This is a genomic window from Pedobacter psychrodurus, from assembly GCF_032678585.1.
GTDB classification, from domain to species: Bacteria; Bacteroidota; Bacteroidia; order Sphingobacteriales; family Sphingobacteriaceae; genus Pedobacter; species Pedobacter psychrodurus_A.
The window spans coordinates 64388-88396 of record NZ_JAVTSN010000028.1; the positions used below are offsets into that span (position 1 = coordinate 64388).

A 24009-nucleotide genomic window follows, 5' to 3' on the forward strand; every position below is an offset into this window, starting at 1 on the left:
AATGAAAACGAATAACATATATAAATCGGTTCTTTTTGTAATGGGCATATTATCTGTTGCTTTAAATTCAGGCTGTAAAAAGGAGTTTTTGAAACCGGACCCGCTTTCCTTTTATGAGCCTGAACTCACCTTTTCGAGCCGTGCGGGACTGGAGGCGACCACCGGAATGCTCGACAGGCACCTTCGCACCTACTGGAGCCACCTGCAAACAAGGGATATTTCGGTTCCCATTGGTACAGAGTATATGCTCTCAGACCTGGCGGTGGCGAGTAAAACAGACGATGGGAGCATCTTCGCCGATGTGGCTACACGCCTTACCCCAACAGACGGCATGTTTGACAACGACGTCAACATGATTTCTTTCTTTTGGGGCGAAACCTATAACGGAATCAAATATGCCAATACGATTACCAGTTTTATCGATAATGTGCCCGGCTTGGATGAGGCAACCAAACAGGAATTCCTGGGACGGGCCTATTTTCACCGGTCTTTCCGTTATCTGGCGCTCTGTTTTCAGTATAAGGATGTACCCCTGGTCACCAAAATCATCAGTTCGCCAAAACAGAACTATAAAACCACCAGCCGCGAAGCCATTCTGGAAATGATTACTGCCGATATGGAGAAAGCCGTGGCATGGGTACCTGATCAATCGAAAATGACCTATATCGGTATGATCAACAAAGGGGCCTGCCGCCAGTTGCTGATTAAATGTTATCTGGCAACCGGCCAGTGGGACAAAGCCATTGCCCAGGCAGATATACTCATCAATCAATCGGGCTATTCGCTGATGAACAATAACTTCGGTACATTCGAAAACCCATCGCCGGTGGCCTGGCCGATTACCCGTAACGTCATATGGGACCTGCACCGCCCGTCAAATAAAGCCATCGCCGCCAATAAGGAAGCCATCCTCGTGATGCCAAACCGCGAAGGTACAGATGCCACCATCCGTTATAAATCGATGCGCAACTGGGGGCCAATGTGGAACCAGAACGCATTAAAATCACCTAGTGGTAAGGTGCTCTTATCTGTTGGTAAAAGCGACCCTAAATTTAGGGCTGAATATGATATTAACGGCTCGGTAGGCAGAGGCATCGCGGTGATCAGGCCTACCCATTTTGCACAATTTGGCCTATGGGCGGTTAACGGCACAGATGATGCCACCGACCTGCGCCACAGCAGTACGGTAGGGAACTGGGCAAAAATGGAAATGCTGAAATACAACGACCCCACGGATCCAAATTATGGACAAAACCTGAGATTGTATAACGGCAATACGATTTTGTGTACCGATACCATCAGAAGCTGGTTTAACTGGCCACACTATAAAATCTATATTGATGATCCTGTTTTTCTGGCAACGCCTACCTCTAACCGGAATGATGGCGGAGCTGCCGACTGGTATTGTTACCGTTTGGCCGAAACCTATCTGTTGAGAGCGGAAGCACAATTTTATAAGGGAAATATTTCCGCGGCTACCGAAGATGTAAATGTGGTAAGGAGAAGAGCCAAATGTGCCCAGCTGTATACCAGCGTAAACATTGGCGATATTGTTAACGAACGTGCCCGCGAGCTGTATATGGAAGAATGGCGGCACATGGAACTTAGCAGGATATCGTACAGTCTGGCTTTAAGCGGCAAAACAGATGAATGGGGAAACACCTACAGTACCAATAGCCTTGAAAACAACAGTTACTGGTATCAGCGGATTCAGCATTATAATGATTATTACAATAAAAATAAGGTGAGTGTAAAGAACAGAAACTACACCATTATGCCTTATAACATTTATTGGCCCATTCCCCAAACAGCCATTAACTCCAACCTGTATGGAAAGTTACGCCAGAACCAGGGATATAGTGGTTACAGTGCGGGTATTGAAATGTGGACCAAGTGGCAGGATGCCGTAGCTGATGAAGATAAAAATCAATAAACGGAGTGCCTTTCTGGTCAGCTGGCCAGAAAGGCATTCCGCTGACTAACGATAATATAATTTTAAATAAAGAACAATCTATATGTACAAGACACTGATTTTATCGCTGCTTGCGGTACTTTCATTTCAATCGCTGTTTGCCCAGAACAAAGAGCTGACGGGCTTTACCAAAACATCCTCGCCCAAAGAAATCGGCAGGAGTTTGGCCTATCATTTTGTGAACGAAAGGCACGAGCTATATGCGGGCAGCTATATCCACTATGCGGAGGTTTGCACCTGGAACGGTGCCCTCGACTATGCGGTAAAAACAAACGACCAGAAGCTGATCAAGCTTTTACAGGATAAATTTGAGCCCTTTTTTACAAGGGAAAAACCACTGTTGCCACCGATGAACCATGTCGATTACAACATGTTCGGTAGCCTTGCGCTTAAACTCTACCAGATTACCAAAGATGAGCGCTATAAGAAAATCGGACTGGCTTATGCCGATGCACAGTGGGAACTGCCCAGGAACGCGAAGAGCGAAGAGAAATCGTGGGCAGAGAAAGGTTACTCCTGGCAAACGCGACTGTGGATCGATGATATGTATATGATCACCGTGGTACAGAATGAGGCCTATAAAGTAACCAGCGACCAAAAATATATCGACCGTGCAGCAAAAGAAATGGTCCTTTATCTCAACGAACTGCAACGGCCTAATGGGCTTTTTTATCATGCCCCCGATGTTCCCTATTATTGGGGAAGAGGTGATGGCTGGATGGCCGTGGGGATGCCTAACCTTTTACTTTCGCTACCCAAAGACCATAAAGACCGCCCCCGTATTATGGAAGGCTATCTGAAGATGATGCAAAGCTTAAAAGAATATCAAAGACCCAGCGGCATGTGGAACCAGCTGATTGATGAGCCTGATTTTTGGGCAGAAAGCTCGGGCACCGCGATGTTTACTTACGGATTTATTGTGGGTGTGCAGCAAGGGTGGCTTGATGCTTCGCAATATGGCCCGGCCGCTAAGAAAGCTTTTACCGCTATGGCTACTTATGTTGACGAAAGAGACAATGTAACAGAAGTTTGCATCGGTACAGGTAAAAAGAACGATAAATGGCATTACCGCGACCGTCCGCGCAACGCGGGCGATTTTCACGGCCAGGCACCTTATCTTTGGTGCGCAGCGGCGCTGTTAGGAAAATAGGAGCCTCATTTGCCGTTGGCGTTGGGAAAGCTGTATTTAACTTAGCGCCCAACGCTTAGTCCTTCTCGGTCTCTGAAGGGATTATTTTCCACTTCATTTATGAGAAAAAAGCCGTTTTAAAATCAGGAGTAAAACCATGAAATTGTATTGGTATATGCATCATTAAATAAGATCATGATAAAGTTTATTTTTTGCTGGTTGCCTCGTTTTGGTGGGCTATAGACTAAAAGCCCAGTCTACCAAAACCCCTTGCCCATAGCTTTTGGCAATCCATATGTGCTGCAGGATAAGGGGAAATATTATGTACGGAACCAGAGGTGATGTGAAAAACGGATTGAAAAATTCGCCTAATATTTCTTCGTAGATGCCTTTTTGATACTCTGAGAGGGTTTTACTTTTCTCATTTCGCTATTTAGAGGGTATTTGGCAGACTTTTGTCAGACTTTTCACCCTTGATTTCTATCTTAAAATTAGGAAAAAAACATCCTTTTTGCAAGTGTAGCAACTCCAGGGAAGCAGTTTTTTCATCACCACTTTTTAGCGTCTGGAAAATTAAACTGTCAGACTTTTAGCTAAAGACTTGAATAAGGCAGTGTTAAGAATTGTTAAACTCTTGTGAATAAGCAAACTAAGCAATCGTATAATATTTTCATTCGAATGCCATTAATTAAACACTTTTCCAGAAAAGGAATCAACATTGAACACCTATGGCATTTGCCTGATTACATCAACCAAGAGAAGTAAGCCCATATGATCATTAAACTTTTTGGCATTATCCTAAGCGATAAAAGTGCTTACGGAACCGTCTTCTCAAACCAGTTTACATTACTGTTGCCGCTAACTGCTTTTTTATCATCATCATCCAAACCCTCCAAAAAGCTCCGGTAATAGGATAACTGGGAAGCCGCCGATTTTCCCGGACAATAACTATTGAACACGTTATAGCTATAGGGCTTTGCCATTGTAGTAAGTGCATTTACGCAGGGAAAAAGCTTATTCCAGTTCCCCATAACCCTAAACCTTGTATCATTATAGACAGGGCAGCTGATTTTCTGTGAGGCAGCCACCATCCTGTTGCTCTCCATTACAACCAGCTCGAGATAGGATAGATTCTCCTTTTTGTAAAGCGCAGCTTTTTCCAGGTAAAGTTTCCTTGCTGCTGCGAGTTCAAGTGCAGAAGATGAAACCATCCGGCCGGCATCGAGTTTTTTCTGTTCGTAAACAGGCTGCACCTTTGCAACTTCCAAATTTTGCTGTTGGGATAAGCCTGCCCTTAGACCCACGATTTCGGCATTAAGGCGGACGGTTTCATTTTCGAGTGATAAAATCCTTCCCGAGATATCCTTTTGATAGGCAGCAATGCTTTTTTCCACACCCACTATATCCTGTAAAATCTTTTTTAGCCCCGCGGTCAACAGCAGCTTAGTACTGTCAGGTATAGATGCATTCTTAAGTTTTTCTTCGATGTCAGATTTTTCAGTTCCGGTTTTTGCAAGCAGGGACCGATAATCCGATAATTTACCAGTTTTTTCAATTCCAATATCAATGATCTGCTTCTTGATAGACAGTATCCTTGCATTTTTCAGATCCTGGGCTTCCAGATTTGTCTTGAGCACACGTTCCCTGATGACTATCCCCTCTTTCCGGAACATTTCCTGATAACGCAATACCCTGGCCTTATGAATGGTTATCCTGTCATCCGCAATCAGGATATCCGTGGCATACCGGGTTAGTGCTGAAATCCAGTCGTCCTGCTTCGCTGTAGCCTCAGAAAAGGTTATACGCTCATAATCCCTGCTGTGCTGCGTGATTTCCCTGCATAATATCCCATTGCTGTTTTCAAGCCATGTGATGTCCCGCTGTTTTTTTAAAACATTGCCATCCCCCTTTTCCAGGTTTTGCAGAAACACTTTTTTGATAGCTATCTTCTCGGTAAAAAGCTTCCTCGTGGTTTCCAGTTCGGTTGTAGTGGCAGGAATTGCATATCCCTTTACCTCACCCAGGTGCTGGGTGAAACTTTTGCCCTCTTTCTCGAATTCGGATTTATATTTACCGCACTGACTGCACTTTGCACCTACTTTCATATCGGCAATGAGATCGTCACGTTCCTTATACAGTGCAGCCAGATCATCTTTAGCTTTCTGAACTTTTATCCGCCAGGCAGCCTCGAGTGCCGGAAGCTCTGATCTGAGCAGCGAAATATGGGACCGGTTCTTTTCGTAAAGGGATGACTTTAATTCAATGCTCCTAACCTCACCTGCGCCAGCGGTCTGGGCATGTAACCCGCCCAAATTTATCATCATGATCAAAAAGCAGCACAGATGGACCGCTCTGATCATCCGTCTCGGGTTAATTGGCAAAAGGATCATCTTCGGCTTTATAAAGGTCCCGCAGGTATTCAAAAGCTTTTTTGAGCTTCACAAAATTATCTGGGTCAGCAGCCAGAAAATTGATATAGATAAAATTCACCGATGCCAATAGAGGTTCTCCTTCCTTAGATCCGTAACACTTTCCCCAATACTCATACTTGATTGCATTCGTACCATCCGGGAACTGGTAGTTTGGGCTTGTGTAAACAGTCCTGGACTGGGCGGTATTGGCCTTTAAATTAAGTTTCAGGCTTCCGATCGGTTCGCCGGATACCGGATCCTTTAACAATTCAACGCTGATGATATGCATGGGATTGAAATCTTGCACCAACAGATCCTCATAGTAATTGCAGGGATATAAACTATAATTGCGCCCCTGATGGCTGACCGTTTCCATATTGCGGATTTTCTCCCTTATATAGTTACTTCTGTTCCTGCTGACCTGTATCTTATCACCGGATAAACTTATACTGTGCGCCCAATAGTAGTTTTTATCCCCCTTGGTGCCATCCCTGTTAAGATTGGTCTTGTAGTGTCCAACCGTTTCGGCAAGTTTCTTGTTGATATAATTTACCGTTTCCGCTTTCGTCAGCCCCCCCTTATCCTGAGCATTGGCCAGAATGCTTAGCATTAAAAAAAGGATGGCGAGTAGATTTACTTTCATATTTTATTGTGTTTAAGTTTAACCTCCATAGACCTGATTTTTCCCACATTGCGGATGTGGTTTGTCAAGGGCTTTCCAGACCGGATACAGCCAATAACCCAGTTTCGCCATCGGGTTACCGTTGGGATTCCATTGCTGACCTGTATATGGCCTGCGCAAACCTAATCTTAGCCCATCTAAATACAAATACCCAATAAAGGGTATATTCAACTTTGTATCAAATAATGCCGGTACAATTCCCAAACATTTGAAGAAACGAACATTAAGTTATTTGCAAAATGAGAAACCCGAATGTCTTCTTAAAGTGGAATGAGCAAAAAATAAGCTCCTATGAAAAGATCACAGAAGCTTATTTTTTTATAAGATGCCCTCGGCCAAAAAGCTAAAATACCCATCCGAGCTTTTCTTAACGATTAATATGAGTTGGGGCATTCGTGAAGTAAGAATATTTTTTACGCCAAAATTTTTCAGATATTAATTCAACGACATATCGACATATAAGGGCATAGGCCAGATTTTGCGGCGTAGGCGATGTTGTTAACAGTTTCTTTCAATGGCTATCTTAAAACACCTTAAAATGGCTAAATTCACGGCATGGAGAACCAATACCAGAAACCCAAGAAAAAAAGCTTCTACGAGTATGCCGAAGAGGTAAGTGAAGAAAGGAAAAAAATTGAATTACTAAATTTAAACACAAGCTTACAGGAAGCAAACAAGGCAAGGATTTGTGCAGAATTACACAAGGATAGTGAAGTGAAAAATTTAGCTAAAGAAATCATTAATGAAATATTAAATCCAGCTTCCACATCCAAAAAACTAACAAAAAAAGAACAGACAGAACAATGAGCAAGAGAATTAAGTGAGAAGAGAAGATTAGAAATTATTGCCAAAAACAGCAAACAAGCTAAATAACTGATATTTTCAATACAAATGTGCACAAACCAATTCATTTGACCCCTTTCCGCCAATTCACTAAAATACAGACAAACAAAACTTTACAACAATTTTATTTCTGGTTAGACGGGGTCAATGTACTCAGGTTTATCCACCTACGTTGGTTGCTTAGTTGATCACACTCATACCGTGATTAAAATGGCTGAATAATTATCTTCACTGTTGGTTGCCAGGTCTTTTTCCGGTAAATCTATTGCGCCTGAGGATGGTATTCCGGCAATCCATTGATCGATGGTGGGTAATGCGCCATCCGAGCAGATCAGGAATTGATCGCCTTGTTCAACTTCCATATAGTGATAGCCGATAGTCGCTTTTTCGGGTTTTCCGGATAGGTTTCTAGTGAGGATATGCGTATAATCAAGGATTGTTTGCTCATCGAATTCAATTCCTGAGTCTTGCAAGGCATTGACCATGGTATGGCTCCGGGTCTGGAAAATCACTTTGCCATTTTTTAAGGCGTACACTGTGAGGTCACCCAGCCAGAAGATATGTGCTGATAAGGCATGCAGCACGAGTCCGGCTACAGCTGCTCCGGACAATTCTTGCCGATTGGTATTTATTTCAAGGATGGCCTGGTTTGCAATATCGATTGATTCCTGAAGGAAAACGGTGTTGATTTTCGGTGCAGATTTGATCTTATCCAAAATCTTTTCGCAAGACAGTTTAGCGGCAACAGCGCCATCAACATAGCCAGACATTCCGTCAGCAATGATAAAACTGTTGCGTAGGGCATCTGAAGTGTCGATGAGCAGGAAATCCTGATTATCTGTACGTTTGCCCTTTTCACTGAGTTTTTTGATGTTCAAAATTTGATTGCCTTAGCTCAGTTTTTCCAGGATGATTTGAAAGCTTTCAAACACTTCTTCGTATTTTATGTGGTTGGTTTCGATGATCTGATTGAATAAGATGCTGTTTTCTTCCCGGGCAACTTCTTTTTCGATGATTTCTTTAAGTGCATTTTTGCTCTCTTGATTGGCAGATACCATCAGGTTAACATCAATGCCCACCAATGCTGCGCCCGCTTTGGTTACTGTAAAATCTTCCAGACCATAAACCTGGTCATAATGTTCGTTAGCCGCACGCTCATCATGAATATTCAGGTAATTTTGTAGAATAAATCCCATGTCATCAGCATCCTTGTTGTTTTTATGATGCCGGTCTCGCCAGGCAACCAGTTTTAGTATAAATATTCCCGTAAGCGAGACAATTTCGATGGTCAATTCTCCGTCGATTTCTACTTTGTGTACGTGCTGCTGAGCTTCATCAAACCCGAGTACGGTCATAGCAAATGATTGGTCGGGTGGCCAGAAGATCTTGTGTTTTTCATTTGCAATCCCGCCAAAGGGTACAATATCCACCTGAAATTCATTTAGGTAGAGGAAGCGCTGCTTTTGCTTGGCATCCTTTGTGAAATTATCCAGGCCAGTGATCGCCTTCTCCACGGCTGCGAATTCTTCCCATTTGTTAACTGCTATGGCAATATCGATATCTTGCGTTCTTCTAGCAGACTTTTGTCCGTTCAGTTCCATGATAATGTCACGGGCTGTGGCGCCTATGATAAAGAATCTAATATCCAAATTTTCAAATACTGGTATGATTTCCTTCAGTAAGGCCTTGATAAGTGGGTGTTCGAGCTTATCGCTCGATATTTTATAATCCATTTTCCATGATCATTTTCGCCGTTTCTATATTTCGACTGTTTCCATTTGCCAATAAATCAGCGTAAACGATTAAAGGCGGCGCTATGTTTGGTCGATTTAAGATTAGTCCTTTCGTCCATATGGGATGATAAATTTCTACGTTTCCTAGTTCATCAGGTACAAGCTTGAGGGTCTTGGCTAGTGTGGCCATGCCCATATCTGAATAAATCGTAAAATCTTGCGCCTTGAGGTATCCAGTCATTATTGCACCAGCCCCTTCACCGCCAAGATAGGCGTGAATGTTTGAGTGGTCGAGTATTTGGTCGCTGAGCCTTTGCTGTTCAATGCTGCGCATTTTCCTTCTGAAAACCCTGGGCTTTATTGTTTCGTTGTAGGCCGTTACCCAACGTCTGATGAGTTCGTCCCTGTGTTTTAAGGTTCTACCTTTTGTTGTCTTGAGCAGGAAGTTTTCCTCTTCTAGTTCGTTGATGATATTGCTGACCGAACCAAGGGCGATATCAGTTCTAGCGGCAATTTCTCTGTAGTTGAATTGAAGGCTTTCCGGGTTGGTGATAAAGAGTAACAGCAGTTTTAGACCAGCCTCTGCGAAAGCTCTGGATTGGTTGTTTTTTTTGTTAATGCGTGCTTTTCGCCCTTCTACATATAAAAAAATATTGTCTGTTTTGATATGTGCATTCCCCGCCCGATCAAGGTAATTCACGCCGCTTTCCTTCAATCGCTCCGCGGTGTCTTTACTCAGATAATCAGCAATGATCAAACTATCTTTCAGGTTTCGGTGTATGCTCGAAATCAAAACACCATAATTGGCATTTTTTGCGTATTTTTTTACCTCGCAAAAAAATAGGTTATTTTTTAACCTAATGATTAGATCATCATTTTTGGATCGTTGTTCAAGGGTAATGGGAATTCCACTTATTGTGTTTAATTCGCTTACAGCCTCTTGTACAAAGTCAATATCATTCTCCATCATGTTCATTATATTTGAATGTTCAGCACTACTGAACATTCAAATATAATGAACACAAAAGACATAAACAAAAAAATTACTTTCATAATATGTTAAAATTAAATGATTTATAATTCATCTTGCAAAAAGAATTGTTTTAATATGTTCAACATTTTTTAATGTTCAGCAGTGCTGAACATTAAAAAATGTTGAACATATTAAAACTTGGACATTATTTTATAACCACGGCAAGGTTAACAAAAAGAAGAAAAAAGACATTTTTTATCTGTTACTGATGGTAATAGATCAGGCGATAAAGACCGAGCCAGTACGGAGGTATTAACCTTATTCAAGAATATTATATATTTGAAAATCTAATATGCTCCAAAATGAACACCAAAAAACTGAATCTATTGTATATGTGGAGCAACAAGCACATATCACTCTGTCAATGGAGCAATTTAATTTGCTAATGGATAAGATGTGCGAGATGCAAAACAACTTGATGATTTACCGAACATTAAATCACAATTGGAACAGCTTAATGGGAATACAACAGGTATTAAAGACGTAACTAAATCAACCATTTTGGATATCATAAATGATGGCATCAAAGGTGAAAAACTTTCTGATGATGAACGCAAACAGGAAGAAATTGACCAAATCCGCAAGAGAAGAGTTTTGGAAAGCGTAAAGAAAGTTACTAAAAACGCTTCAATATCGACCTTCCAGAGGTACTAAATGTCATTTTTTTAACATAATAAGTTTGCTGAATGACACCAGAAATGCGAGGATTTTAAAAAAGAAATGCCCTTTAAAGTTATTTAAAGGGCATTAGTAAGGGGTGTGGAGAATATCGGATTCGAACCGATCACCTCTTCACTGCCAGCGAAGCGCTCTAGCCAAATGAGCTAATCCCCCAAGTTTTAATATTCAATGATCAATTAATAATAATCAAAACGATCATTGAGCACAAGCCTTCTGACTTGTGCAGCAAAAATAGCAAATACTTTCTCGAATGCAAATGATAATTTATCTTTTTAATTAATCTTTCAGCTTAAAAGCAAACATGGCCATAAAACAAATCACAACAATGGCCGATTGCATCGGGTAATTGATGAACAGAAAAAGCACAAAAGTAGCAATCAACAACAGTACAAAAAACATAATCGCCTTAAAAACAGTATCCATATAACACATGGCTACAATGGTTAAAATGTAGAAAGGAATAATAACGGCCGCTATAAACATCGCCGAAATTAAATTCCTAATATTAACCGAATATTAAATATCCTTTAGATTTATTCCTTAAACAGCTAAACCAACACTTCTTTTTTGTTTAACAACTGCTGATAAGCTTCTACAAATTGAGCCACATGGTAACCATCCATTAAAGCGTGGTTTACATGTATCGAAACCGGCATTATTTTTTTACCTTCTTGGTCTCTAAGCTTCCCAAAAGAAACTTTCGGACAACTGTCCTGATGGGAATAATTGCGGGCGTGCGATAAAGAGGTAAAATCTAGCCAGGGCAGGGCCGAATAATGGATCACATTTTCTCCCGACGAAGAAGGGATTAAACCTGTGGTGGCCTGTACCTTTTCGATCTCTTTATTGGCTTCTGTTCTAAAATCTTCAAAGTCTTCATAGAAATCCATATAACCAAAACCAAATGTACCGTTTGGTCTATTAATGGTGGCCGCTGCATTCACGGTATTGTATTTCCAAACTTCGCCATCTATAATGCGGTAGCTAAAAGGTTCGATTTGATTTACAGCGACAAGAGATTTGTGTAGATAAAGCAGGAAAAACGAAACGTTTTGTTCTTTTGCCTCTTCGTAAGTTGCAGTACAATCTACATCTACGGTTACGCCGAAGAAAGGTTCTTCAAAAGCGCTAAAAAATTTAAAATGATCTTTTCTGATCCAGGTATTTATATCTATTTTTTCTTTCATTCAATTAATTTTGATAAAATTTCAGACAGTCTTTCCATCTGATAAAAATTTTCATGTTCGATGGTGTGATCGATGCTTTCGTGTACCCAGGTGGTATGAAAAGGGATATGAACAGCATGACCGCCGATATTCAACACTGGTAAAACATCCGATTTTAAGGAGTTGCCCAGCATTAAAAATTCTTCAGGTTTACAGTCCAGGTGTTTGATCAGTTTTTGGTAATCACTTTCCTGTTTATTGCTCATGATCTCGATATGGTGAAAATAATGGTCGAGGCCCGATTTGGTCAACTTACGCTGTTGATCGAGCAGGTCGCCTTTAGTGGCTACCACCAATCTGTATTTTCCGTGTAAGAATTTGAGTACTTCTTCTACCCCATCAAGCAGATCTACAGGTTTATTGAGCATTTCCTGCCCCAACTCAATTGCTTTACTCACCACAATGGAATCTATTTTCCCGGAAGTAATCCGCAATGCCGTTTCGATCATACTCAACATAAAACCTTTAATCCCATAACCATAGAGCGGTAAATTGGCAATCTCTGTTTTATAGAGTTCGGCCAGAATACTGTGGCGTGGCATAAAATCTTCTAAAAGACCCGCAAACTGCTCCTCCGTTTCCCGGAAATAAGGTTCGTTTACCCAAAGGGTATCATCGGCATCAAAAGCAATTACGGTAATTTGATTTTTCATGGTTATGCTTACTTTAGTGCCACAAAAGTAACCCAACAGGCAGTGTTAAAAAAGGACATTTGTCTCGACTACATCAATATGCTACGGACCAATCTTACTTTCTTATCTTTTATTGAACGTTTTTGTTCAGAAAATAATGAAGAAAAAATTACGCTTAAAAGTTTTAAAGCAGGATACAGATTTATTGAACAGGGCGAAAAAATCAGCAACATCTACATCATTAAAGATGGAATAAGCAAGTGTTATATCTCTGAGGAAAACGGTAAAGATTTTATTATCGAATTTTTGGGCAAGGGTGAAGTGGTTGGTGAATTAGAAGCTATCAAAAAGATCAACTGTTTATGCAATGTAGCGGTTATAAGCGATGTTACCGCCTATGTTATCCCCGACTACCTGTTCCTTTCTTTGATTAGTAAGAGTAGTGAATTTACGACAATATTACTTCAGGAATTATCCACAAGGATTATACAAACAAGTACACGTGCATCTTTCCAGCAGTTGTATACATTAGAATATGCACTTTTAAAATTACTAAAACTACAGGCCGACGAGCACATCTCGATATCAAAAGATGACATGGCTGCCTATCTGGGTATTTCTGTAAGAAGCTTTAACAGAAGTTTAAAACAAGTTGTGGATAAAGGAGGTTTTGACACCCCTGAATTTAAAAACATTTTACAGTTGCCGAATATGAAAAAGTTACTGGAACGGCTAAGGTAATTGATTAGTGTAGCATACAAGAAAAGCTTCTTATAGATATAATCATTAACGGAGTATCATCAAAAAATATTGGTTTTATATAAAAAGCAATAAGGAAGCTTGCAGTCACCCTTAAACGATGAGGTTGATGATTTGCTTTTTTGATCTCCATGGCGGATTTCAGTGTCATTACAAACAATCCAAATTAATAGAATATATTCGGGTAATTAATTGCTCGGTAAATGAATAATTTTGAAGAAACTGGCGGTGTAAGGATAGGTAGCTTTAGGGCAACATGGCCTTTTGCCACCTTAAAAGTAAGCGAATTTAAATTCGAACTTAATGCATCGATAAAAGGCAATTTTATTTTTAAACGCTCCGATATCATTTCCATTATACCACATACTTCAACATTAGGTAGTTCAATCCAGATTATCCACCGGGTTGAGAAATACAATAAAAAAATCCTTTTTACCTTTCTCGGAAATGCAGAAGATCGGATGGTCGAGATTCAACAAACTGGTTTCCTTAATCGCACCGCTACTACCCCAGGTGATATTGACTTAGCGATCGATCAGCTTCAGCAACAAAGCGATTTTCCCATTAAAAATCCGGTTGCCATTGGCATCGTTGTCATCTGGAATTTACTGTTCTTATGCAATTTTTTTAACGTATTTTACACTAGAAAGGAAACTGAGCTATTTGGGATTTGCATCGGACTGGCACTGGCTTTCGTGTTTTTAATCTGCATATTATTGCTCACCTCGGATGCGGTTAGGCAACTGGTATTAAAGAGTCCCGGCGGTATCGGGAGCATAAAACCCTTTTTGTTTTTTATAGCCTTCATTACCTTTGTATTGTTTTGCGCAGGTTTTGTACCCCAATATCTGGCGAACCATTAAACATTAAGGCAGCATAACGTGTTAGGTTAATACAAATAGCATAAATATGTCTGATATCTTAATTATCAATGGAAGTGCCCGATTGAATGGAAATACCCAAAAGTATATCAGCAAACTTACACAGGAGATGGCCTTTGATCAGATCAACCTATTGGAGCATTATTTTCTTCCTTATAATTACGAAAACCAATACCCTTCCGAAGATCGTTTCGAAACATTTGCCAAAGAAATCCTGTACCACAAGCATCTCATTTTTGCCACCCCCGTATACTGGTACACCATGAGCGGGAGAATGAAAAACCTTTTCGATCGCTTAACAGATTGGGTTACTTTAAATAAGGAAGTTGGCCGAAACCTGAAAGGCAAAACCGTCCAATTAATCGCGGTGGGTACCGATGCAGATCTCCCTGATGGATTTACAACTCCCTTTTTTATGACGGCGAATTATATGGAGATGGATTACAAAGGGCATGTTTATTTCAATTCAGATGCAAAAATTACTGAGGAAGAACTTGCCGGAATCAGAGAATCTTTTTTTAGTTTTATATCCGCATAAACGCCATTAGCAGGCGTCGCAATTTTACATATCCCAAAATTCTATTCAAAACCAAAAGCATGAACGTAGCAGAAGTTTTTAAGAACAATGAAAAATGGATTGCCGATAAACTGGCCATCAATCCCGATTATTTTACCGAACTATCTAAAGGGCAAAGCCCGGAGTTTTTATACATTGGCTGTTCGGATAGCCGGGTTACAGCCGAAGATTTAATGGGCATACAGCCTGGTCAGGCTTTTGTACACCGCAATGTGGCCAATCTGGTAAACAATGTGGATTTAAACGTAATGACGGTTTTAAATTACGCGGTACGCCACTTAAAGGTAAACCATATTGTAGTTTGTGGTCATTACAACTGTGGTGGCGTTAAAGCAGCTATGCAGCCAGCAGATTTAGGCATCTTAAATCCTTGGCTAAGAAACATCCGTGATGTATACCGCATCCATAAAGATGAACTAAATGCCATCGAAGATGAAGGTCTCCGTTATAACAGATTGGTAGAACTGAACGTTCAGGAGCAGTGCGTGAATTTACTAAAAACCGCAGCCGTGCAGGAAGCCGTTACCGCACGCGGATTAACCGTGCATGGCTGGGTATTCGATATCCATACCGGCCGGTTAATCGACCTCAAGATTGATTTCGAAAAAATTTTGAAAGATATTAAGGAGATTTATAACCTGTATTAAAAGTTTGGGGTTTGGCGTGGAGCGTTTAGAGTTCCGAGCGAAAAAAACCAGATTATTTGAATTAAAGAAGTCAAGTTTGAAAAAACTTGACTTCTCCTTGCCATACCCCCCAAAATCATCAACTCAGGACTATGGACTCCGGATTAAGGACTAACCTAACGCCCCATCCAACCGCCATCAACGGTTAAAATGGTTCCGTGTATATAATCGCTGGCTGCTGAGGCCAAAAACAATGTCGGTCCTTTAAAATCTTCTGGTGTTCCCCATCTTCCGGCAGGGATACGCGATAAAATGGAAGTACTTCTATCCTGATCTTCGCGTAAGGCAGAAGTATTATCGGTTGCAATATAACCTGGTGCAATGGCATTTACATTTACGCCTTTTGATGCCCATTCGTTGGCAAAAGCTTTAGTTAAAGATGCAATTGCGCCCTTACTTGCGGCATAACCCGGAACGGTAATACCACCCTGGAACGACAATAACGACGCGGTGAAGATCACTTTCCCACTACCTCTGGCAATCATTTCACGACCGATTTCGCGGGTTAAAATAAAAGGGGCAGTTTGGTTAACCGCAATTACTTCATCCCAATATTCATCCGGATGCTCGGCAATGGGTTTACGTAAGATTGTTCCGGCATTATTTACCAGAATATCGATCACCGGATGATCGGCTTTTACCTGCGCAGCAAATGCCAGGGTATTTTCGCGTTTACCAAAATCGCACTGATAGGCATAAAATTTTCTACCCAAGGCTACAATTTCTTTTTCTACAGCGCTGCCTTCTAGCTCCAAACTGGCAGAAACACCAATAACATCGGCACCTGCTTCGGCAAGTGCTAAAGCCATCGCTTTTCCAATACCTCTTTTACAACCGGTAACTAATGCAGTTTTACCTGCTAAATTAAATATGTTCGACATGATCTTTTTTATTCGGTAATTGCTTCTTATTTCAGTTCAGTGATGGCACAGTGATCCATATCGCCATAATCAAGATTTTCGCCAGCCATTCCCCATATAAAGGTATAATTACTGGTACCCGCTCCTGAGTGGATAGACCAGTTTGGCGAAATTACAGCCTGATCACCTTGCATCCAAATGTGACGGGTTTCTTGTGGCTGCCCCATAAAATGACAAACACTCTGTCCTTTCGGAACTTCGAAATAAAAATAAGCTTCCATTCTCCTGTCGTGCGTATGCGCTGGCATGGTATTCCAAACACTGCCCGATTTTAGCTCAGTCATACCCATCTGCAACTGGCAGGTAGGCAAAACACTGTTCACCAATAATTTATTGATAACCCTGTGGTTAGCCGTTTCCGGCGTTCCCAATTCTACAATTTCAGCTTCAGCCTTACTTACCTTTTTGTTTGGGTAAGTGTGGTGCGCAGGGGCAGAATTGATGTACAATTTAGCCGCTTCACCTGGGGTAGCCGATTCAAAAAACACTTCTTTAGTACCTTTACCAATATATAAGGCTTCTTTATAATCCAATTCGTACTTTTCGCCGTCGGCAGTTACGATTGCTTTTCCGCCAACATTGATGATACCCAGTTCCCTACGTTCTAAAAAGTAGGTCGCTTTTAAATCATCAGGATTTGGAAGGGCTATTTTCTGATCAACAGGCATAGCACCGCCAACAATGTATCTATCAAAATGAGATAAGGTTAAATTTACCTGGTTGGCCTCAAATACATTTTCGATCAGGAAATTATCCCGCAAAGCAGCGGTATCCATTTGTTTAACTTCTTTAGGGCTTTGAGCGTAACGGCTTTCGAATTTATTCATTGGTTAAAAATTGGGTTTTGATGTAGGACCCGAACGCATATCAGATCCTATTGGCAAATATATTTATACGATACTGATTATTTGTATTAATACTCAACTTTATAGTCCTTTTTTACGGTTGTTCCACCCCAGGCTTTCAAACTGGTCCATGGTGCAGGGGCATCCGTCCAAAATTTATTGTCGGCAGGCAGGCCTAAGGTTAAAAAGCCTAAACTCGCCATATACAAACTTCCGGTAGAGGTATAAGTATCGGCTACTTCTGGTTGGTGGCCGTTAAAACCCAGCACCAGCCATCCCTTATCGTCAAAATTCTGATTGCCATCATATAGTTTATGCATTACCGCAGTTAGGCCACCACGAACCTGTGCTGGTTTAACATACTCTGGCAGTTTCTCCATTAGTGCGGTTTGTGCCAAAGCCTGAAAGGCAGCTGTACGGTAGGTAATCGAACGGCCATAGGCCGGATAAGTACCTTCCGGGGAGATCACTCTTTCTAAATACTCTGAATAACGCACCATTCTTTTCAAAGCCAGATCATAATCGGCCTGCGCTGCTTTTTTATGATCAACCAATACTTTTAATAGATCAACCAGCATCGGGTGGATCACATAAGAATTGTAATAATCCATACTAAATTTTTCACCGTCACTATACCAGCTATCGCCCACATACCATTCTTTCACTTTATTGATCGAAAACTGAACACGGGCCGGATCGTACTGTTCGCCAATGCTCAACAGAAAACCTTCTGTTAAACCCGAAAACAAAAGCCAGTTATTATAAGCTCCGCTTCTTGTGCGTAAGGATTTAAATTCTTCTATAAATCTTTTTTTAGTGGTTTCATCCAGGGGCTCCCAAAGTGCTTTTGGTGCACGTAGAAAAGCATGTGCAACATACGCGGCATCAACAATAGGTTGGCTCTCCGATCGGTAGCTAATGTAATCAGGGCTCTCGGGATTAACCGAATTGGCCAAAGCCTTTAAAAGTTCGGTACGCATGGTTTTTCTAAGTTTACCCTCTGCAGTATCATCATCCGGCAGGGCCAGCCATGGTGCAACTCCGGCAATGGTACGGCCCAAAGCTTCCAGATAGGTCACTTTCGTTACGTTTAAACCATAACCTGGTGCCTTTTCCAAAGGCATGTTCTTTTTTAAGGTTTCGTTGGCCAAATTGTGGATTACCGGATAGGCAATGCGGTTTAAGGTTTTCACCCAAAAAGCACGGTCTTCGGCACCAGTTGTTAGTTTCTTTTGTGCGTTTGCCAACTGAGAAAATACCAGAAGGGCAGAAAAGATCAATTTATATTTCATTTTCATTATAATCTGAGGATTAAAATCCAGGTTAGGTCTGTAATTATCTGGAGAGCAACTTATATGCAATTATCAAGGTTTATTCCCGCTTTCCGTTTTATCCTGATGAAGGATCAGGATGCTCACTTCATCCGATAACTATCGGATCGGGACTAAGTGGCACGGCATATATAACTATTAAAGGTTGGTGTTTAACCAACAAACTTTTTTTGAACAGCCCCATGTTTAATAAACCCGGTACTAGCGTGCATCCCGATTTTTCTATCGGGATAAAGCGAATAACGGGTCTGCGGCTACCGAAGTACTACTGAACCTTCATTTCCAAATAAAAACTAAAATCTAATTTGAGTTGTGCTACTTCTAACAGTCCCCAAACCTCACATTTAATAGCTACTACAAATACCATTTTTTATATCTCGCCAAAGCTTCTAAATAATAATAATCGGCATAAATTAAAGGCACATCAATTTCACTGTTCAATGGGTAAGCACCAGTACTGTGCATCAACAAAAAACCTCCGTTTTCGCCTAACTTAGCATGGTAGGCATTGCCCGAAAGCGAATAAATCATGGTTTCGGCTGCTGATTTAAATTCTGTTTTTTCGCTACCTGAGGTATATTGACCAAGTTCTAACAATGCAGAAGCCATAATTGCACCTGCAGAAGCATCGCGTTTGGCAAAAGGAATCCCCTGGGCATCAAAATCCCAGAAAGGTATTTTATCGGCAGGCAGGTTTGGGTGATTTAATAGAAAGTGTGCTATACCCTTCGCCTGTTTTAAATAAACCAGATCTTTGGTAAAACGGTACATCATCGTATAGCCATATAAAGCCCAGCTTTGGCCGCGCGACCATGCCGAACAGTTTGCAGCACCTTGCCATGTGGCTTTCCTAATTACAGCTCCGGTTTCCGGATTGTAATCAACCACATGAAAAGAACTGAAGTCGGGGCGGAAATGGTTTTTTAAAGCAGTATTGGCATGGATAACTGAAATTTCTTTATACTTTTTATTGCCACCATTATCGCTTACCCAGTTCATCATTTCAAGGTTCATCATGTTATCGATAATTACCGGGCATTCCCATAATTTACTCTTGTTCCACGATTGGATCGATTTTACCGCCGGACGGTAACGCGTAGCCAACGATTCGGCCGAACGCTCAATCACTGCTTTATATTCTGGTTTACCTGTTAAACGGTAAGCATTCCCAAAGCTACAGTACATCATAAAACCCAAATCATGGTTTCCGGTATACGTTTGGTTCGGCTCTATTACCTTTAAAGCTTTTTCGGCCTCCTGCTTAATCTCTGCATTTTTTGTCTGTTCGTAGATATACCATAAACTGCCCGAATAAAAGCCGCTGCACCACCATTTGATATCGTAATTTACAGGTTTTCCCTTTTCGAAAGTCTGAGGTGTTTTCCCTTCTGGGATATTTTTACCCAGTACTTTATACTGATCAACGGCGAATTTAAATTCATCTTTAATTAACTGGTCCATAGGCTTCTTTGCGGTTTGCGCAAATAGGCTTGAACCCGTGAGCATGAATAATGTGGCAATAAAATTGGTTTTTTTCATAATGTAATGGTCTGTGTGTATTATTCTTTGATTTGAAAATTCGCCGTAGCACCGGCAAAAGCACCGGTGGGCAAATTACAATCTATAGTTTTTGATTTCGAAAGTCCTGGCAGTTTAATTAACACTTTGATGTTTGCTTTTTCCTGCGCGGGATCTGCAATATACAGCGTAGGGCTTTTAGCACTTAAATCTTTAATATAAACCGTACATGGCCGATCTACCTGCAACGATAAACCACTGGCAACCAGCGTTCCGGCTTTATAAAAAACAGCTTGCAACATATCCAGTCCGCTATGTTTTACGGCCTGCAGTTCAGCCGTGTTTTTCAATACCTGTATCGTTGACCAGTTGTAATTTTTTAAACCCGCAGCATCAACTCCCGGAATTACAATATATTGATAGCTGGCATTCTGAGGATGCTGACCATGGTTTAGCCAGATTTTAAATACCTGATGCTGCAGCTCGGTTTTACTTTGAAAATGGTTAATGCGGTACCAGCTTCCGCTTTGTGCCTTATGGCTGATTTCTAAATCCCCACCTTGGGGAAAAATATACCCAATACTATCGTGCATTACCCAGATCTCGCCTTTACCATTTTTCTGTACGCCATTCGAAGAAACCACCCCGCCGCGCATCCATGCCTGGTTAACTGTGCTGGTAATATTTTCATTCGAATTGCTTTTGATGCCGGCACCTAAACAAAGTACTTCCCGATCAAAAAAGAACCAGGCTTTTTTCGCCTGAACGCTGTCGTAGTCTAAATCGTAACAGGAAATGCCGTAAACGCCATCGCTAACACCGCCAACAAATTTGGTTGTACCCGGAATGCCCCAGTCCTTAAGCACTGTTGCACCACCATCATCCGGATAATCCCTGCTGGTGGTTCCCGGGATTTTATCCCATTCCCAAACAGGCATCAGGTTGGCATATTCCGATCCGCTGCGCTGGATATTGGTTGCCCCATCGGGGAGAAATTTCCCCAATATATTTTCGTTGTTGCCACGTTCGGTCCGTAAGGTTCTGCTTGATGCCGTTTGTATGCTAAAAGTATATGCCGGACGAAGGTGCAAGGTATAACCGCTCTTCCAAAACTGATGATGCGTAGGCGTGATTTTATAACTAGCTGGTTCCAATCCCGAGGTGCGTTTAACCGAAGCATCCCAATAGGCAGCATTTTCGGGATCAAACAACTTAATTTTAGCTACCATCACGCCCAAACCACTGCTTAGCGAATCTTTGCGGCTAATGCCACGGCCACGCACATTAAAATCGTAAAAAAATCCTCTTATGGTTTTCAGAAAGGTATTTTTAAGATAATTGATCAGAATAGTAAGCTGATCTTTTGGCAAGGCATATTCAGTTCCCCGTAAATAAAAGGCAGCATTAACCGAATTTCCGGCGAATACCCTGCCGTAACTCGCTATGGCCTGTTGTTTGCCATGCTGGTAATAACTTCCATCGGCCTGCACACCTTCTTTTCCATCTGCAATAGCAATGGGTTCAAATAAATATTTGGCGGCAGAATCTAAGGTTGCCTTATTTTTGGTTAAACAGGCCCTGTACAAGAAATGTAAAGCTTCATCTGAGGTATTCGCACCATCTCCGGTTTTTAACCTTCTGATCATTCTTTCAATCAATGCGCTTTCCAGCTTCACAGGCAACTGCGTTTTTGCATTGCGCATCAGGATTAAGGTTTGGCCAATGGCCTGTGGATAAAAAATGTCATTGTACCACCAGTTTTTATTCTTCGGATTTTTATCCAGCCAGTTTTGTAAAGATTTAACAATCGCTCCATACAATTCGGCATTTTGATAAAGCTTATTAGATGGACGGATATAAGCGGTTGCCATATCTTTGATCCGTTTTAAAGGATCGTACTGTGCATCGCTATAATCGATATCGGCCCAACTGCCATCGGCATTTAAACTTTTGAGCTGCCGGGTAATTTCATCAGCCAGTGGTTTATCTTTTACAAGAGTTTGCAGATCGGCATTAATGCGCTCGAGAATGACATGATAAGGCCCACTTTGCGCTTTTGATGATAAATTGATCAGCAAAAGCACCAATAACACCATTAACCCCTTTAATCCACTGATTAAAGGAAATAAGATCTGACTTATCTTTTTACTTATTGCCAACATCTGTTATTTTTATTTAAGCCCAAACCTGATATTGGCTATAAGAAAACCCGCGTGTCCGTTTTCCTTCAAAGCTAGCAGAAACCAATTGTATCATTTATTCAATTATGGTTATTTTAATTTCGATTTTGGTTTTTTCGACTTCATTTATAGCCTGGTTATAGAATTTCAGTGTTTAAAAAGGGCCGCTATCCTCATAGCGGCCTCCACTAATCCTACCAATGTCTAATTTATCCAACCTGCATTTTGAGTCAGGTTGGGATTTCTTTCTATCTCTACAGCCGGAATTGCCCAATTGTAAAGATAATCACCCTTAAAGGAATAAGCATACACAACCTTGCCCCATGCCTGTTTTACGCCGTTACCAGCATAAAAAACTTTGTCTTTCCAGCTTTTCCATCTCATTTCATCAAAGAAGTTAATGCCTTCATTCGGAAACTCCACTCTTCTTTCGTTGCGGATTCTTTCTCTTAAATCTGTTTGACCAGAAACAAATGTTGGCAGTGCTGCATTTGTATTTTGAAGTAAAGCAACGCCAGCACGCGTTCTTACTTCATTTACTTTAGCAAATGCATCAGAGGTTAAACCTTGTTCATTAAGTGCCTCTGCCCACATTAAAAGTACATCAGCATATCTGATTAAAACCATATCCGTTGGTCCGTAATCTCTCGCAGGTGTTTCTGCTGTACCTTCATAAACATATTTTCTATATAAATAATAGAACAAACTTTGTGTATCGGTACGTAAATCTCCATTTGTTGCTGCTTCACCACGGTACGGCCATCTTGATGTTACCACTGCATTTGCACCGCTAAATACACCAAGGTAAGTAGAATACGGAGTAATTACATTGGCTGCCAGCCTAGGATCGCGGTTGGTATAGGCTTTAAGCAAGCGGGCTTCATTATCATTTGGCAAATAAAGACTCATTTTTGCACCTCTTGTTGTTGCGGCAGTAATCTCTGCAGCTGTTAAGTTGTTTCTCAGAAAGTAAACTTCCCGCTCAGCAACCGTTAAGGCAGAATAACCTGGAATTGCATTTTCCCAATCAAATTTAGAACCATCTGCATTTTCATACAAATCAACCAGATTTGGCGAAACGTGGTAAGTATTCCAACACGACCCAAAAGAAGAACGTGTACCACAATAAAACTGGGTATCAGAACCAAAACCAGTTATCCCTATATTCTGAATGGAGAATATCATTTCGCTTGATTGCTCATTTGCAGTTTTAAACAAACTCGAATAGTTGGCAAATAAGGTATAACCGGCATCTTTAACTTTACTAAAATCTGCCGCTGCCAAATCCCATTTTTGCGTATATAAATAAGCTTTACCCCGTAATGCATAAGCTGCACCTTTTGTAATGTGGCCATATTGAGCATTACCACTTACATATCGGTCAGGCAAATTTGGTTCCGCAATTACGGCATTCAGGTCACTAACCACCTGTGCCCAAACTTCCGCTTCGGTTGAACGTGCTTTTGTTGCATCGGCAGCAGTAAATGGTTCTAAATAAATGGGTACGCCTTTATAAAGCTGGTTTAACCTTAAATAAAAATACGCCCTTAAAAATTTACATTCGGCAAGGTATCTCGCTTTCTTTTCAGCTGAAGAGGGCGATTTTAAAGGAATATTTTTAATTGCATCGTTGGCTCTTTGAATCCCCTCATAAAGGTTTTGCCAATGCGAACTAAAGTATCCGTTTGAGGCAGTAATGGTACCAGAAAGTAAAGATTCTGCTCCTGATGTTTGCCCCGTAAAACCTAAGGCATCCATTTGATAAAGTTCAAGGCCCGATGCCCCACCTGTAGTCCAACCGTATCTTAAAATGGCATAAACACCTGTTACGCCCTGATCGGTTAAGTTATCGGTTGTCCACATCGTTTCTGAAGCAATCTGCGAATATGGTGCTGTTTCCAGTAAATCTTTTTTACAACCCGTAAGCACAACGATTGTAAGTATTATGGTTAAAATCTTTTTCATTTTCT

General features: G+C 41.1%; 22 protein-coding genes and 1 tRNA gene. 8 read left to right on the top strand and 15 right to left on the bottom strand.

The genetic code is table 11. From position 1 onward, the window contains the following. The first annotated feature begins 1 nt into the window (after position 1). Together R2S57_RS18235 and R2S57_RS18240 are read left to right on the top strand one after the other, a co-directional pair. Positions 2-1933: a RagB/SusD family nutrient uptake outer membrane protein gene (locus R2S57_RS18235; RefSeq protein ID WP_316846386.1), complete on the top strand. Its 1932-nt coding sequence runs from the start codon at positions 2-4 to the stop codon at positions 1931-1933. A gap of 82 nt (positions 1934-2015) precedes the next feature. Next, positions 2016-3122, top strand: a complete 1107-nt coding sequence (locus R2S57_RS18240) for a glycoside hydrolase family 105 protein (protein ID WP_316846387.1) — start codon at positions 2016-2018, stop codon at positions 3120-3122. A gap of 794 nt (positions 3123-3916) precedes the next feature. Here the strand turns inward: R2S57_RS18240 and R2S57_RS18245 are convergent. Together R2S57_RS18245 and R2S57_RS18250 are read right to left on the bottom strand one after the other, a co-directional pair. After that, positions 3917-5425 (bottom strand): hypothetical protein, encoded by a 1509-nt coding sequence (locus R2S57_RS18245; RefSeq protein ID WP_316846388.1) that lies wholly within the window; start codon positions 5423-5425, stop codon positions 3917-3919. Positions 5426-5471: 46 nt separating this feature from the next. Then, positions 5472-6155, bottom strand: a complete 684-nt coding sequence (locus R2S57_RS18250; protein ID WP_316846389.1) for a hypothetical protein — start codon at positions 6153-6155, stop codon at positions 5472-5474. 594 nt (positions 6156-6749) lie between these two features. Between R2S57_RS18250 and R2S57_RS18255 the strand changes: the two genes are divergently transcribed. Beyond that, a complete protein-coding gene (locus R2S57_RS18255) occupies positions 6750-7001 on the top strand; it encodes a hypothetical protein (RefSeq protein ID WP_316846390.1) in 252 nt (83 codons plus the stop codon). Positions 7002-7231: 230 nt separating this feature from the next. On the opposite strand, the gene R2S57_RS18260 is transcribed toward R2S57_RS18255, so the two are convergent. The 3 genes from R2S57_RS18260 to R2S57_RS18270 are packed head-to-tail and all read right to left on the bottom strand — an operon-like array spanning position 7232 to position 9740. Continuing rightward, a complete protein-coding gene (locus tag R2S57_RS18260; protein ID WP_316846391.1) occupies positions 7232-7915 on the bottom strand; it encodes a PP2C family protein-serine/threonine phosphatase in 684 nt (227 codons plus the stop codon). Positions 7916-7927: 12 nt separating this feature from the next. Continuing rightward, positions 7928-8770, bottom strand: a complete 843-nt coding sequence (locus R2S57_RS18265; protein ID WP_316846392.1) for a nucleotidyl transferase AbiEii/AbiGii toxin family protein — start codon at positions 8768-8770, stop codon at positions 7928-7930. Then, positions 8760-9740, bottom strand: coding sequence for a type IV toxin-antitoxin system AbiEi family antitoxin (locus tag R2S57_RS18270; protein ID WP_316846393.1), 981 nt, complete (start codon positions 9738-9740; stop codon positions 8760-8762). The genes R2S57_RS18265 and R2S57_RS18270 overlap by 11 nt, the downstream gene beginning before the upstream one ends. 459 nt (positions 9741-10199) lie before the next feature. On the opposite strand from R2S57_RS18270, the gene R2S57_RS18275 reads away from it, so the two are divergent. Next, on the top strand, positions 10200-10457 hold the full coding sequence (locus R2S57_RS18275) for a hypothetical protein (RefSeq protein ID WP_316846394.1): 258 nt from the start codon (positions 10200-10202) through the stop codon (positions 10455-10457). A gap of 106 nt (positions 10458-10563) precedes the next feature. Here R2S57_RS18275 and R2S57_RS18280 read toward each other — a convergent pair. The 4 genes from R2S57_RS18280 to R2S57_RS18295 form a co-directional block, all read right to left on the bottom strand. Next, positions 10564-10637, bottom strand: a tRNA-Ala gene (locus R2S57_RS18280). A 123-nt stretch (positions 10638-10760) separates the two neighbouring features. Then, the gene (locus R2S57_RS18285; RefSeq protein ID WP_316846395.1) at positions 10761-10967 is read right to left on the bottom strand and encodes a hypothetical protein; all 207 of its coding nucleotides are present in this window, start codon (positions 10965-10967) and stop codon (positions 10761-10763) included. 65 nt (positions 10968-11032) lie between these two features. Beyond that, complete coding sequence (locus tag R2S57_RS18290) at positions 11033-11671, bottom strand: chloramphenicol acetyltransferase (protein WP_316846396.1); 639 nt, start codon at positions 11669-11671, stop codon at positions 11033-11035. Next, entirely contained in the window at positions 11668-12363 is a 696-nt protein-coding gene (locus R2S57_RS18295; protein WP_316846397.1) for an HAD family hydrolase, read from the bottom strand. The genes R2S57_RS18290 and R2S57_RS18295 overlap by 4 nt, the downstream gene beginning before the upstream one ends. Here R2S57_RS18295 and R2S57_RS18300 point away from each other — a divergent pair. The 4 genes from R2S57_RS18300 (at position 12352) to R2S57_RS18315 (ending at position 15206) form a co-directional block, all read left to right on the top strand. Further along, entirely contained in the window at positions 12352-13083 is a 732-nt protein-coding gene (locus tag R2S57_RS18300; RefSeq protein ID WP_316846398.1) for a Crp/Fnr family transcriptional regulator, read from the top strand. The two genes, R2S57_RS18295 and R2S57_RS18300, sit on opposite strands and share 12 nt — an antisense overlap. 221 nt (positions 13084-13304) lie before the next feature. Next, positions 13305-13964 (top strand): hypothetical protein, encoded by a 660-nt coding sequence (locus tag R2S57_RS18305; RefSeq protein ID WP_316846399.1) that lies wholly within the window; start codon positions 13305-13307, stop codon positions 13962-13964. 46 nt (positions 13965-14010) lie between these two features. Next, positions 14011-14520: a flavodoxin family protein gene (locus R2S57_RS18310; protein WP_316846400.1), complete on the top strand. Its 510-nt coding sequence runs from the start codon at positions 14011-14013 to the stop codon at positions 14518-14520. Positions 14521-14579: 59 nt separating this feature from the next. Next, positions 14580-15206 (top strand): carbonic anhydrase, encoded by a 627-nt coding sequence (locus tag R2S57_RS18315; RefSeq protein WP_316846401.1) that lies wholly within the window; start codon positions 14580-14582, stop codon positions 15204-15206. 155 nt (positions 15207-15361) lie between these two features. On the opposite strand, the gene R2S57_RS18320 is transcribed toward R2S57_RS18315, so the two are convergent. From R2S57_RS18320 to R2S57_RS18345, 6 genes are all read right to left on the bottom strand, one after another. Continuing rightward, entirely contained in the window at positions 15362-16126 is a 765-nt protein-coding gene (locus R2S57_RS18320) for an SDR family NAD(P)-dependent oxidoreductase (RefSeq protein ID WP_316846402.1), read from the bottom strand. A 26-nt stretch (positions 16127-16152) separates the two neighbouring features. Then, complete coding sequence (kduI, locus tag R2S57_RS18325; protein ID WP_316846403.1) at positions 16153-16992, bottom strand: 5-dehydro-4-deoxy-D-glucuronate isomerase; 840 nt, start codon at positions 16990-16992, stop codon at positions 16153-16155. Between the two features lie 86 nt (positions 16993-17078). Next, the gene (locus R2S57_RS18330) at positions 17079-18308 is read right to left on the bottom strand and encodes a DUF2264 domain-containing protein (protein WP_316846404.1); all 1230 of its coding nucleotides are present in this window, start codon (positions 18306-18308) and stop codon (positions 17079-17081) included. Between the two features lie 387 nt (positions 18309-18695). After that, positions 18696-19880, bottom strand: coding sequence for a glycoside hydrolase family 88 protein (locus tag R2S57_RS18335; RefSeq protein WP_316846405.1), 1185 nt, complete (start codon positions 19878-19880; stop codon positions 18696-18698). Between the two features lie 20 nt (positions 19881-19900). Next, positions 19901-22021, bottom strand: a complete 2121-nt coding sequence (locus R2S57_RS18340) for a polysaccharide lyase 8 family protein (protein ID WP_316846406.1) — start codon at positions 22019-22021, stop codon at positions 19901-19903. Between the two features lie 222 nt (positions 22022-22243). After that, entirely contained in the window at positions 22244-24004 is a 1761-nt protein-coding gene (locus tag R2S57_RS18345; protein WP_316846407.1) for a RagB/SusD family nutrient uptake outer membrane protein, read from the bottom strand. Between the last annotated feature and the right edge of the window lie 5 nt (positions 24005-24009).